Annotated in this window: 9 protein-coding genes; 2 read left to right on the plus strand and 7 right to left on the minus strand. The window is 47.7% G+C overall.

Annotation, left to right across the window (positions count from 1 at the left end; all coding sequences use genetic code 11):
• Window positions 1–13 precede the first annotated feature (13 nt).
• The 5 genes from IEY24_RS27430 to IEY24_RS27450 form a co-directional block, all read right to left on the minus strand.
• Window positions 14–1,609 carry a SusD/RagB family nutrient-binding outer membrane lipoprotein gene (locus tag IEY24_RS27430; protein WP_188938504.1) on the minus strand — a complete coding sequence of 532 codons (1,596 nt, stop codon included), beginning with the start codon at window positions 1,607–1,609 and terminating at the stop codon, window positions 14–16.
• Between the two features lie 18 nt (window positions 1,610–1,627).
• Entirely contained in the window at window positions 1,628–4,984 is a 3,357-nt protein-coding gene (locus IEY24_RS27435; RefSeq protein WP_188938505.1) for a SusC/RagA family TonB-linked outer membrane protein, read from the minus strand.
• Between the two features lie 338 nt (window positions 4,985–5,322).
• Window positions 5,323–5,703 (minus strand): nuclear transport factor 2 family protein, encoded by a 381-nt coding sequence (locus IEY24_RS27440; RefSeq protein ID WP_188938506.1) that lies wholly within the window; start codon window positions 5,701–5,703, stop codon window positions 5,323–5,325.
• A gap of 61 nt (window positions 5,704–5,764) precedes the next feature.
• Window positions 5,765–6,301, minus strand: a complete 537-nt coding sequence (locus tag IEY24_RS27445; protein WP_188938507.1) for a YceI family protein — start codon at window positions 6,299–6,301, stop codon at window positions 5,765–5,767.
• A gap of 93 nt (window positions 6,302–6,394) precedes the next feature.
• Complete coding sequence (locus tag IEY24_RS27450) at window positions 6,395–6,973, minus strand: Crp/Fnr family transcriptional regulator (protein ID WP_188938508.1); 579 nt, start codon at window positions 6,971–6,973, stop codon at window positions 6,395–6,397.
• Between the two features lie 226 nt (window positions 6,974–7,199).
• Between IEY24_RS27450 and IEY24_RS27455 the strand changes: the two genes are divergently transcribed.
• Window positions 7,200–9,125: a T9SS type A sorting domain-containing protein gene (locus tag IEY24_RS27455; protein WP_188938509.1), complete on the plus strand. Its 1,926-nt coding sequence runs from the start codon at window positions 7,200–7,202 to the stop codon at window positions 9,123–9,125.
• Window positions 9,126–9,161: 36 nt separating this feature from the next.
• On the opposite strand, the gene porU2 is transcribed toward IEY24_RS27455, so the two are convergent.
• A complete protein-coding gene (porU2, locus tag IEY24_RS27460; RefSeq protein WP_188938510.1) occupies window positions 9,162–12,488 on the minus strand; it encodes a putative type IX secretion system sortase PorU2 in 3,327 nt (1,108 codons plus the stop codon).
• Window positions 12,489–12,735: 247 nt separating this feature from the next.
• Here porU2 and IEY24_RS27465 point away from each other — a divergent pair, with 247 nt between their 5' ends.
• Window positions 12,736–13,017, plus strand: coding sequence for a hypothetical protein (locus IEY24_RS27465; RefSeq protein WP_229223285.1), 282 nt, complete (start codon window positions 12,736–12,738; stop codon window positions 13,015–13,017).
• An 86-nt stretch (window positions 13,018–13,103) separates the two neighbouring features.
• On the opposite strand, the gene IEY24_RS27470 is transcribed toward IEY24_RS27465, so the two are convergent.
• The gene (locus tag IEY24_RS27470; RefSeq protein ID WP_188938511.1) at window positions 13,104–13,463 is read right to left on the minus strand and encodes a hypothetical protein; all 360 of its coding nucleotides are present in this window, start codon (window positions 13,461–13,463) and stop codon (window positions 13,104–13,106) included.
• Window positions 13,464–13,655 lie beyond the last annotated feature (192 nt).

The raw sequence follows: 13,655 nt of genomic DNA on the forward strand, positions 1-13,655 counted from the left end.
ACTAAATTAGTCATTAGGGCATAAACCAGGGCTTAACTGACCTGTCATCCGTGCCACCGGTAACCGCTTTCCAGTTGTCGAAATTGGAAGTGACTTCTCCAGACGGATAAACCAGCCTATTCAAATTGAGCGATTCGCTGGTGGGGGCGAGCGGTGTATTAGGCGTTGCATTACCCGTCCTGCGCTGTAAAACCCATGCGTCGAAAGGCTGGTGAAACAATGCTATCCAGTTTTGCTTGTATATCTGGGTCAGCGCCTCTGCGGGTGTCGCTGAGTATGCAACAGCCGGATTAGTTAACATGGCCTTCAGGGCCGCCGGATCCGGCGACGCTGCCGGTTTATTCACTACCCAAACAGCGGACCCGTTTGCCAGCTTATGCCAAAACTGAACCGACGCAGTAATCCCTTCCTCGTAAAACTGTTTAGCAGTTGCAGGATTGGCAGTAACTCCACCAATGCCTTTGTTATAAATTTCCGCTTTTAAGAAGCTGATCTCGCTTCCGGCAAGGATCAAGTCAGGGAATGTTTTGTCTGCCACATAGTAGAAATTCAAAGGCGAGTAGTTGTAAGTTCCACCAGACGCCCATTTTGTCAATCTCATTTCAGCATAAGGATCATCTGCTCCACCATTCCCTGTTTCGGCCACTGTTCCCGTAGGAGGATTTTGAGGATAGGGCTTCCACTTACCCGCACTATTGGGTTCAAAGAAAATTTTAGTCCTTAGATCATAAATACCCGTTCCATCTTCGGCATCGGTGCTTGACATTGCACGCCACATGGTAGAGCCCATTCGAACGTACGAATTGCCCCGGTAATTACCCGCTCTGTCAATCTGCGATCCAGGAACTAATGCTGCTTCTATTCCTACGTATTTGTCTGCTTCCAACAACGGCTTGGTCAGCGCCTCGGCGATAATCGCGTCTGCCGCGGCCGGGTTCTTTCCTCTCATCACCATCGCATACCTAAGCCTGATCGAGTTAGCAAATTTGATCCAGGTAGGTATGTCATTTTTGAGCAACGTTTCATACTCGCCTAATGAAACCTGATCGGAACTGGTACTGAACCCGTCAACAGCCTGTTTCAGATCCGCCAATGCAGCAGTAAAGATATCTGCCTGCTTGTCATACACCGGCCTGAAGTACGCCGATCCATAAATAGATTTCCCGGCGTCTTTATAGGGCATATCACCATAGAGCGTCGTTGTTCTGAGGGTTTTTAATGCAATCAATGTTTGAAGCATTGCCCTGATATTCGTCATTTTTGCCGATCGCGGATCTGCATCGATCAAATCTATCGCCTTGCGGTAATCGACCAGCGCAAAATAGTAGTTTTCCCATGTTCCGCCCACCTGGTTGTCCAACCGGTAACCGGATGCAGCGTAGTTGGCTGCCAGCTGTGTTGCCTGATACAAAAACGATGACGCGATCGGTCTGCCGGTTTCGGTCATCGTCGATACGATGCTGTTGTACAGCGGAGGAAGCTCGACCGTATACTGTTTATTCTCCCAGGGATCATTGATGTCCCCGAAATCCTTCTCACAAGACACGGTCAAGGCCATCGAACATAGCATTGCCAATGACAACGCTCCTTTCTTTATATATCTCTTCATTTTACAGAAAATTAATGGTTAAAACTGCGCTTTCAGGCTTACTCCGAATGATCTGATGCTTGGCATGCCCGACCACTGCAAACCCTGCCCATTTCCAATCCCGTTAACAGCTTCGGGGTTCAGATGCATGGGCAAACTGGAATAGAGGTAGAAGAGATTTCTTCCGATCAGCGAGACAGACAGGTTTTGGAAGACTTTCGTTCTGGCCAGTACGCCTTCGGGCACCTTGTAGGACAAAGTGACTTCACGAAGTTTAGCCCAGCTATTTTCAAAGACAGACAAGCTTCTCGGCACATTAAGGTGTGTCCACCCCGCATAAGAGCCTGCATATTTATAGATAGGATTTACGACCCGGTCATTTATCCTTTCATCATCAACGTTATAACCGTCCATGATCACCCCTACGTTGGCCGTTGTCCCGTCAGGAAACGTGTATGGCAACCCGCCGCCATTTCTTTCTACCAGTGTTTCAGGAGCAAGGCCGCTTCCCATAGCTGTGGAGTGATCGACTGAATAAATGTCACCTCCCAATTTGAAATCAACCAGTCCGTAAAGGGCGAAATTCTTATATCTGAATGAATTTCCGATACCTCCTGTAAGCTTCGGTGCTGCATTGCCTATGGCCACAGGTTCATTGGTTGTCTTGTATTTAGTGCCGTATACCTTGCCAGCAGCGTCTTTGATATTGTATAATAACTTGTTCCCCTTTTCGTCCCTTACAAAATCAGTTCCGTAGATGGTTCCGTATTTATCGCCGGGTGTTACTTTCATAAACGCACCCAGGTTGCCAAATACGTCAGCAATCCGCAGTTCTCTCACACCTGGTGCCAGCGAAACAACAAGGTTATCATTCTTTGCCCCGTTGAGCGTAAGGTTCCAGCCAAAGTCGGCCGTCTTGATGATCGATGCATTTACGATAAACTCGAACCCTCTGTTTCTCAGTTCGCCCGAATTGAATGTAACAACACTAGCGCCTGAAGACGGAGCGATGTCCGCGGACAATATCTGGTTTTTCGAAACGATATTGTAGTAAGTAACATCAAGATTCAACCTGTCATTGAAAAGGCCCAGGTTCGTGCCGATTTCCACAGAACTGGAAGTCTGGAAGCCAAGTTCGGCAGGGCTTAGTGTCGAAGGGATCGAATTGATATTCTGACCGCCGAACGAGCCTACATCATAAGTAAGTCCGAGTTTATAAGGATCACTCGCATTGGCGCTCTTTCCGTAGGCCAGCCGGAGTTTACCATAAGAAAGCACATTGCTTGCTTTACCGAGATTGAACGCATCGGAAAAGACAAATCCAAGACTTGCCGAAGGATAAAAAGTTGAGTTTTTACCCGGTGTCAATGTTGAGTTTACATCGTTTCTGCCCGTAACCTCCAAAAACAAGTAGTCCCGATAGCTCAGGTTCAATATGCCCAGCACAGATCGTGATTCCACTTCATACCTTCTTTCCCCAATGGAGAACTTATCGGTATTTGACCTGTCGGCGGCTATGATGTTGTTTAATGAATAAATACCGGGCACCAGAAACTTCCCTGCATTTTTTCCACTCATTCCCGTAGACTTGTTGGAGTAGGCATTGAGCATTGCAGAAGCGCTGGCATTAAAACCCTCAATAAAAAAATTATCCTTATGAGCGGTAACCATCAAATCTGTATTGAAAATTTTGGTTTTGTCCAGATCTTTCTGATACATCCCTCCGGATAATTTGTCGACGTTCGAGGTATTATTGATTGTTTCGAATTTAGCGGCAATCAGATTGGCTGAGGTTCTGACAAAGGCATTTAGCCATGGCGTAATTTCCGCGTTTAACTTAATGGTCGACAGCAACTCATCCCTGTTTAGGCGGCTATTCTGTTCAAAAAACCGCCAGTAGAGATCCTTCCCGTATTCCTGGTGAGGGTAGGTGCTGCCAAAGTCACGTTTGGAGCCATCAGGGTTTTTATAGTATTGCTCTTCAAGCGGCTTATATTCCCTGGACATGCCGTAAACGGAAAACTTAGACCAGGAATTATTATTCCCGATCTCAGGTGCATTGAGGCGGAAGCTCTGGTTGTATCCAATATTTACGTCGGCGCTCAACATCTTGGAAATTTTGAGACTCGACCCCAATGACAAGTTCGTATTGTTGTTGCCGGTGTTGGGCACCACAGCCTTGGCATCCGTGCGGCTTAATGCGAGACGTACCGTTCCAAAATCATTGCCTGCTGAAAATGAGACGTTATGCGAAGTTTCATTACCCTGTCGGTAGTATGCCTTCCTATTGTCCGGTTGAGGCGAATATGGTCTCAACTCTCCATCCCACCAGCGTACCATCTGTCCATTCAATTTGGGCCCCCAGGAAGCACTCGCACCAAACCAGCTAAAAATATCCGCTGTATAAAACCCGCCGGGAATAGTACCATGCGAAGCACTTATTCCTGTTCCGCCTGCGCCATAACTTGATCCCCCATATAAGGTAGGCAGGTAGTATTCGCCTGTACTGGTTTTGGGCAATTCCGGGTTGGCTGTCCATAATCCTGCGGCAAATCCTCCTCCGTACTCGTTTTGAACATCTGTAAACCGGTAAACATTGGAAAAATTGGTCGAGAAATTATAGCTCAGGCCAAGACCTTTTTGTACCATTCCCTTCTTGCTGGTTATGAGCAATACACCGTTAGCGCCTCTTGCGCCATACAAGGCAGCTGCGCTGGGTCCCTTTAAAACAGAGACACTTTCTACGTTGTCCATATTGAGGAAGCTCAGGTAATTACCCCAGTCCTGGGTTACGGAAGCATCGGTGCCTGTAATCCTGGATTGAGCCGTGGGGTTGTTGTCGACGATCGCGCCATCAATTACAATCAGCGGTTGATTGTTGCCCGTGAGGCTGTTGTTTCCTCTGATTACGATTTTAGATGAGGCATTTCCGATCCCATTCCCTGTCGAGATGTTCAGACCGGCAACCTTTCCCATTAATCCCTGGGCGATGTCCACCGGGGCGGCAACGGTAACATCGCTTCCCTTCACCTGCTGGACAGCATACCCGATCGATCGCTTATCCTGCTTTATACCCAAAGCCGTTACAACCACTTCGCCCAGGGAGGTCGCGTCGTCTTCAAGGGCAATTTCATAGAATGTCCTGCTGTCGATTAACACATCGGCGGTTCTAAAACCTATAAATGAAGCAATCAATGACTTACCAGCCGTCGCGTTGACGCTGAACCTCCCGCTCGCATCAGTGGTGGTTCCGGTCGTTGTGCCCTTTACAAGGACAGAGACTCCAGCCAGAGGCTGGCCATCGGACTTGCCCGTAATTTTCCCGGTGATTGTTTGTGCAACCGCCGAACCGCTTATTGCCAGAACGGCAATAAGCCCCAGTAGAAGTTTTCGCATAGAGTAATTTTAGTTAAGAGATAGATGGATACTAGCCTGCCGACCAAGTTGCAGCGCTAAACTAAATATGGGACAATATTAGTAATATTTTTTAATAATTGAAGATTGGTTAATATTTTTTATAATTAAAATCTAACTTCAATGACAATAATTTGCAAAACAACAAGTAGTTCATGTGGTTATTTACAAATACCCCAAAACGCTATACGTTCGCTTCTCTTCCTGTTAAATGCAACCCGTGACGTCGCACCTTTCCAGGAGGCGAAACTCGCCAGGCATGAAAAAGCCCGGTCGAAAGACCGGGCTTTTTCATGCACCATCGTTGAGCTATTGTAGGATTACACCATCGCCACATTGGTCAATAACTTGTTTACAATCAACCATTTATAATCGACTTTGGTTAGCGACAACAGGTCGTGATAATTAAACTCGAACATCGGCAGACGGACCTTCGCGACGGCGATCTGGTTAATGATTTCAATGGATATAATTTCCATCCGAAAACTTTCGCCCAGCTCAAAGGGGCTTTTTCTGTTTCTGACGCCGTCAAGGTATTGGTCCAGTGTTTTGAAGTATGCCTGTCCGTTCACATCGCCCGCCACCAATGCCTGTGGATGGAATGCGCTGCGGAGCAAGTCCGTATCCCCTTTAAAAACCCCGTTAAAATAATCCGATAATACCGCAGTAATATCGGCTGCACGATCTGTGTAAGTGTCCATTGTGTTTCCCGTTTTAGCGGGTATGCGCCGGTATCATGATCCGGCGCATACCCGGTGGTTTTTAAAGAGATGCAAATGCTGTGAGCTGTACATCGAGCTCAAACTCATTGTAGATAAGCGTATCGCCCAGGTTGGTGAAGAAATTACCTGAACGGAACTTCATTTCGTAGCGGGTACGATCGACGACGACCTTGCCCGAAGCGGTGATCTTATTGCCTGAAATAGCTACCTGAGCCCCGAAAGTAACCCCGTGGGTGATCCCTTTAATGGTCAGATCGCCGTTGATCAGATAGCTGTCGCTTTCCAGGTGATCTGTGGTGGTAATGACGAATGAGGCCTCGGGAAAATTTTCGGTTGAGAAAAAATCCGCCGAAAACAGGTGGCCCGCAAACTGCTGATTGGTATCCGGATCGGTGATGTCCAGGATCTTAATAGATGTAGTGTCAATAATGAAATTCCCGCCGCTCAGATTCCCATCTTGCACCGTTAATTCCCCCGTTTTGATATCAATAGTGCCATTATGCGCTCCTGTGACTTTTTTGCCTGTCCAGTCGATGTTGCTTTCTGAACTCTCGACTTCAAATCTTTTAGTTTCCATTTTCTTTTATGTTATCAGTTAATAATTTGATAGCACAAAGGACCGCAGGAATCCGCAAGGCGTTACGTGATGTAAATCACTTTCGAAAGGGAGCTACTTATGTGTATTGTAAAGCCTGCTGAGCGTCTCGCGGGAAACGCCAAGGTAGGCGGCGATCAGATGTTTCGGGACCAGGTTGTAGAGTTGTGGATAAAGTGCCAGCAGTTCTTCGTAACGGGCCCTTGTATCGTTGTTCATAAATGATAACAGCCTTTTTTGAGATGCGAGGTATCCCCTGTTGGTACGCCAGCGAAAAAAGTGCTCAACCGGGTGCAGCTCACTGCATATCTTTTCACGGTCGTCGTTGGAAAGGCAGAGAACTTCCGCGTCAGTAATGCAATCAATATTAATGGTCGCCTGCGTCTGGTTGTACAAAGCGCCATAATCCGACGACCACCAGGTAGGCATGGCAAATTGCAGGATATACATTTTGATTTCGTCGTTGACAAAAAAAGCCTTTAGACAGCCGGAAACCACGAAATATTCGTGATCTACACGACTTCCCTCCGAAATCACCACTTGCCCTTTCTTGTAAGACCGGGGTTTGAAGTGTGAAAATACGTAATCGAACTGCTCATCGGTCAGTGCGGCGGTTTTAGCAATATGTTGTTTCAAAATTTCTTTTGCATCCATCGTCCGGCGTTTTTGTAGGGCATTAAATATATGCAATTGGCCCTCATCATCATAGCCAAGAGGAAAACACCCCTTCCCCCTATCCGACAAACTATTCAATCAATTTCCAGATTTACCCCCGCAAGGACTAGTTATTATCAGATAAAAAATATAACTTATTGTAGATTTTACTCATCGGATATGGTCTGTTTTCAAAGCTGGTTTTTGAACTTCAACCCTGTATCTTATGAAAATCCTTCTCTACATCGCTGAGTTAATTCTTCTTTTACTCCTGTTAGTATGCCAAATACCCATGGTTTCTGCACAAGACCTCTCAGAAATCAGCAGACTAACTGCAACGAACACGGACGGCTCACCCTCCGCTAGCGAATTCTGTTTCTACGGCAGTTCGGTCGCCATATCCGGTAACTATGCCATTGTCGGCAGCAGTAGCGAAGGTAGCGTGGGTGCTGCCCATATTTTCTACAACAACGCAGGCGTTTGGGCACAGGTGAAAAAAATCACCCCTCCGACGGGCGCCATTTTCGACTATTTCGGAATATCGGTTTCCATCAATGGAGATTACGCCGTCGTCGGCGCGAGAGGAAATGACCTGGACGAGAACGAGGCAAACACGGTCGATAATGCCGGTTCAGCATACGTATTTAAAAAAGATCAGGGAGGGCCGAATAACTGGGGATTTCTCAAAAAGATCACAGCCAGTACCCGCTCATCGCAAGCTGAATTCGGCAATTCGGTTTCCATGACCGACGACTATATAGTTGTTGGTTCAGCGCTGGATCGTTTTGATGCCACAGAATCCAATGCTTTATTTTCTGCTGGCTCCGCTTACATCTTTAAAAAGGATCAGGGAGGGCCGGATGGCTGGGGACAGATTAAAAAAATTACGGCACCCGTAAGAGCCATCACTGATTTTTTCGGGTGGTCGGTATCAATAAGCGGGAACACCATAATCGCAGGTGCGTACAACGAAAGTGAAGATGCCCAGGAAACCAATACGCTGAACGGCTCCGGGTCTGCATATGTTTTCGCCAAAGATCAGGGGGGAGCAGACAACTGGGGCCTTATAAAAAAAATCACTTCCAATTCCAGGGCAGCGAGCGATCGCTTTGGTACGTCTGTGGCGGTTAGTGGCGACATTGCCGTCGTAGCCGCACCCGGTGAAGATGAAGATGCCTCAGAAACTAACACTATTGAGAGCGCAGGCTCGGCGTATATTCTGTATCGGAATGAAGGAGGTGCCGATAATTGGGGGCAAGTCAAAAAGATAACTTCCAGTACACGCACTACCGGCGACAACTTTGGTGCCTCGGTTGCAATTGATGGCGAGCAGGTAATCGTTGGCGCAATTGGTGACGATAAAGACGCTCTCAACAATAATAATGTATTTGATGCAGGAGCTGCATATATTTTCAAAAAAGATATTGGCGGAGCCAATAATTGGGGCGTCGTGCAGAAATTAGTTGCGTCTGTTCGCGGCTCGATTAATAATTTCGGCTCGCCAATCGCTATTAGCGGCAATTATGTACTTGCTGGTGCCCCCTATGAGGACCAACTTCAGCCCAGTGTTTTGTTTAACGCCGGAGCCGCCTATCTTTTCGGGCCCACGGATCCTCTTCCCGTGATACTCAGCACATTTAAGGCTACCCGGGTTGAAAACCAGGCTCGGTTGACCTGGACCACGTCAAGCGAGATCAACAATGATCATTTTGAAATTCAAAGAAGTAACGATTCGCGTACGTGGGCGACTATTGGACAAGTCTTGTCTAATTCGGAAAATTTCACATCACAGACTTATTCCTTCACAGATATGCTGCCAGGTACCGGTGCAGATCAAATTGAAATGTATTACCGGCTCAAAATGGTAGATTACGATGGCAGCCATGCATACAGTCGCATTGAGCATGTCTTATTCAGTGGTCAGGACAATTTGTTTTTTTACCCCAACCCCAGTGCCGGAAACATTTATTTTGATGAAAAACATGTACTGGTTATCAGCTTAATAAACAGCCTTGGGCAGATTGCCGCAAAAGATTTGGACATTTTCAAGGGTTACATAGACGCCAAAAAGTTGACGCCCGGCATTTATACGGTAAAAGTTACCAGGACCGACAATTCAACAGTGACCCAGCGGATGCTGATCACCAGGTAAAATCTCCGGGGTAACCTATCAGTGGCTGTTTCAATTTCAGGGCACAAATACCACCCTGCCGGTCTCTACGCCAAGTATTTTGGCTTTTTCACCTATCAGGCAAACCTTGTAAGTATAAACTCCTGCACTAAGTTCGCGCCTCTGCCAGTACCATTCGGTGGTCGATGCCCCACCTGAGATCGTCAAAGTCTTATCGTCCAGCTCAATTCCCCGCTGATCATAAATAAGGTAACGAACCTCCTTAATGGGCAGCGATTTCGTGGTTTTTAACTCAAATCGCAAATAGGAAGTAGCAGGGTTAGGGCTCACGACCAGGCTGTATCGCATTTCTTCCGGCTTAGCAATTTCAAAACGCATTCTGTACGGTTGCACGACGGCATTTCCTGCAAGGTCTTTTGCATTCACGAGCATTTCGTAAACGCCTGGCCCTAATTGAGTCGGATAGACGCACTTCAACTCCCGGCCGGATGCAATTAACGTTGCATTGCTGCCTTTGTAACTTACCCGTTCGAATTCGCATGCGTCAGTTGTACAGGATTTTATAAAAAGATCGACCAGCGCCGTGTCGGAAGCAAGTTGCCGGTCGTCGGAGAGTGTAATGCTTATCCCCGGCTCCGGCCATACGGGTTCGCCTTGTTTGAGTGGCTGGTCGTTCACCTTTACCGACAGTAGTGGCGGGATATAGTCTTTCACCGCCTTGTTGGAAAATAGCGAAATGTTCTTCACGAATTCCCAGTCAATGTGTAGTTCCGAAACATTATTGTCGCGCGTGAGTTCCTTCAAAGTCTGACCGGGGTCGATCTGCACTTTGATATATTTTACGTCCTTTCGATTCGGGAAAGATATTTGTAAAACGTGCCGGGCCGCAAAAGATTTAACCTCGACCTTCCGGGAAAATGTCGCTTTGGTTCCTGAACAAACAACCTCCAGCGGCACAGTTTGCCCTGCTGCAAACCTGCCGAGATTCGTCAGGGCAATGCTAACCCTGAGCGAATCCGACTCACCGATCGTCTTGTTTCCAGAGTCGGAAAGCAATGTAATACCTTCCTCGGATTGCACCGCATAGTCGGGCTCCGCGGCGGTGAATAGCCGCAACGCCGGATCGCCTTGCAACAGAGATTGATGCACATAGGCGATATTGTACTGGTCTTTGTATTTGGATAATATGTCGTTGGCCACGGCCAACTGGATCTTGCCGATCGGCAGGCTGGCCGTGGCGGGATTTTCGAACATGTGATGATACAGCGAATGCAGATAAGCAATACCAGGACTCACAAAGCTTTCGAAAGAGCTTGCAATAACGGCAATTGCACCCCGGTCCGGCGCTACGAGCCAGTCGAGGGTGAGCGTGATTCTGTCACTTGATTTCGGATTGGCGGGAGTCGGGTTAAACCGGTTACAGAATACATTCCCAACGCCACAACCGTTAAAATACATGATGGGGTATTTATTCAGGTTGTGATAACCCCTTGTCGCGTCCCTGACGTGACCTATATTCGGATCGGTTATAATTGGCGAACCATGCCCGAAGAAAGTGATCATCCCAACGCCTTCGTTCACGTCTGCGGCGATATCGACGGTTTCCACTTCCTGAGTAGGCTGGTGTTTTACATAAGATTTCACGGTGCCCCCTACAATTCCCTTCTGGACCATCGGCTCCAATGCACGTAGATAATCCCGGAGCTGTACAATTTCACTGGTAGTCTTGCCGCCACTCAGATGAAGAACCTTCTTCCGCCAACCCGATTCTTCGGGCCCGGTTGCTTCGTAAGCCTTTACTTTTTGAAGATAATCGGCGATATTCTGGTTTATCACTGCCGACAATCTGCCGACCGGTATAACCGGCGTATTAACCGCACCGCCGGCTATACCCTCCACGAGCAAAGCGTCGGAACCGGGAAAGCCGATCGTCGGGACTTCGCCGGGCAGTTCCCTGACCATTCGCTCGTTTTGGGTAATGGATTTTCCGATCAGGAACAAATATTTGTCTTTGATCCCATCGGAAAGCATATAGGACATGAATTTCTTAATGGCGACCGGGCTGGGTTCGCCGTAGTTGAATTGATCATATAGGTCCTGAATTTCAAAAATCGCCGACTTGAAATTTCCCCCGGCCGATGATGCCCGGTAATCGGCGTAGCTCGCCGCACCTTCGCGCAGTGCTGCTGTTGTGATGATAATATAGTTGGCCGACTTCGGATCGTATTTTTCAAAACGCACCTCCCTGATTTTCGAAGCATTAATATCGGTTATTTCGTCGGTGGCAAGCAAAACCAAGCTCCTGTTTGGCTGCCGCGGTATCATCAGATTGTCTCCGGCCCTTTTCAATAACACCGGGCTGTCGGCATTCGAAATATCGATAAAAGTAAATTGAACGGGAACACCTTTAACCGGTATGCTGCTCCACTTATCCGAAACCGGGGCCAGTCTGAACTCCTTATCCGGCTGGCTTCCGATTTTGAGCGTTTGAGGATATTCGATGGAATAATAGGCGATTGAGAACCGCTCCAGATGATCGCCGCTTACGGATCGGATCGCAAGCATACCTTTCTTCTCCGGATCCATATCCTCCGGCTTGATTTCAAACGCATATTCTATTCCTGCAAAACCGGCATTGTCCAGCGCGTTCACCAGCCGCAACGCGTTCTTGTTTCTGCCAATGTGAAATTCAAACTTCCTGCTATTCTTGCTACGCCCGTGCAGCAGCAGCTTGATTCGCGGATTACCTGCATTATTGGCAAAATCGTTTAATTTATAATCGATTATTGCTTCCTTCCCTTCCGAATACACTTGTCCTGTCCTACTTGCCCCCAGCTCGAAATAGCTGTTGAAAAAGCCGGGGTTGATCGGATAGTTGGTCCCCAGGGAATAATCCTGCTGAAAAATCTTGGTGAACAGCTCATGGTGATGCGTTACAACCGGCGCCGAAGCACCATTAAGCTGATCGGCCGTCCGTGCTCTGGCTCCCGGCTTGTCTCCAACCGTCAGAAAATAAGCGCCTTCGTCCGAGTAAAAACTATAATAGGGATTCATGCGAGCACTCATGGGCCGGTATAACAGCGAATCGCTCGCGCCATCGTTCGGAACCGCATAAAAAACAATTTCCTGATTGGCCGTGCTGACAATGGACACTTCTTTGCCGCGTCGCCACAATTGAAATTTCTCCGGCGAACCGGTTGGAAACCCTTTGGGCAGAGATGAGAACGAAACCCTGTGCAGCCCCTTTTTCTGGATGCCTATTCTTACATAAGGCTTGCCGTAGTTAATCCAGCTGTTTGAATACGGAGCGCCCCATTGAGCCTGCAAGTGATGGCCAATCAGCAAAACAAAGGCAAATAGCCCTAACCTAATGAAGTCCCTCATGTTCGAGAATGTCTATTAAATCCTAAATAAACATTCGGCGACGGCTCCACCCATATATATCCAGCAAGCGTACCATGCGGGTGAGTGACTGGAAATTCCGGCTATCCTGAACTTGTCGTAGTTTTGTTAAAATAATTCTACTCCTTAATTCGGCAGGGGGCATCTAACTCATTGGCTCTTGAAAATGTATAATTTGTGGCACAGGATTTGATTGTCATACCTCAGCATAAATTCAACCACAAGACCGATGGATACTTTTAAGTTCATGAAAGACGATTGGGTGAAAGAAAAAGGCGGGAGCCAGCTGATGCAGGTTGACGAATATCAGGTCGTCGAAACCACTGCCAGTCAGAACGGATCGACTTCTCTTCCTCTCACCCGGCGGATTTTCAGTGGAAAGGTTTGGTGTACCTGGGTTAATAAGAACAAAGCCGTGGTCACACAGCCATTTTGGGAAGACGACCTGGAACCGGCCACCTACCGCCAGGCCGAGATCCACGCCTATCCTTCTCTAAACCAAACACTTTAATCCCGAGAAGTCGTTTCTCTCTTCCCGACATTACGTAAAAAAGCCCGGAAATGGTTCCGGGCTTTTTTACGTAATGTCACCTGGTGTCAGGGCTTTCTGGCTGGGTCGGTTTGAGGCTGCGGTGAGGTAGTATCACCGGTTTCTACGGTTCCTTTGCGGTTCTTACGGCGTTCCGAGCGGTCTTTTCGCTTATTGTCAGCGGGCATCAGCGTGTCTCGTATGACCGCTCCCGAACTTTTTTGTCCTTTGATAAGCGTATCTTCGGATGGCACCTGGGCTGGCCGGGCTGGGGATTGTGGCGAATTGAATTCAGGCTTCGTTTCAGGTGCTGTCGTTGGGGCAGGACTTGTTTGCGGTACTGGCTGTGGCGCGGGTGTAGCCGGGTTCTGTGCAAATGCTCCGGTAATCCCGAGTAGCATTGTGAATATGCATGCAAGATATTTCATCGTTCATTCTGGTTTAGTGAACAAAAGTTACCCATAACTTAGGTGCCTGCTTGCACTAAAAGCGTTCCAGAAGCCAGCCAGCTGCCCGGCTACGGCCCATCCCCAAAATGCGTACCGATCTACCCAAAATGGGCGATAAACCGTTGGGTAAGTGATGGTTTTGGAATGAAACTTTTATTTTGAAATACTTCG

Origin of the sequence: Dyadobacter endophyticus, from assembly GCF_014641595.1 — a bacterium.
In the GTDB taxonomy this organism is placed as follows: Bacteria; Bacteroidota; Bacteroidia; order Cytophagales; family Spirosomataceae; genus Dyadobacter; species Dyadobacter endophyticus.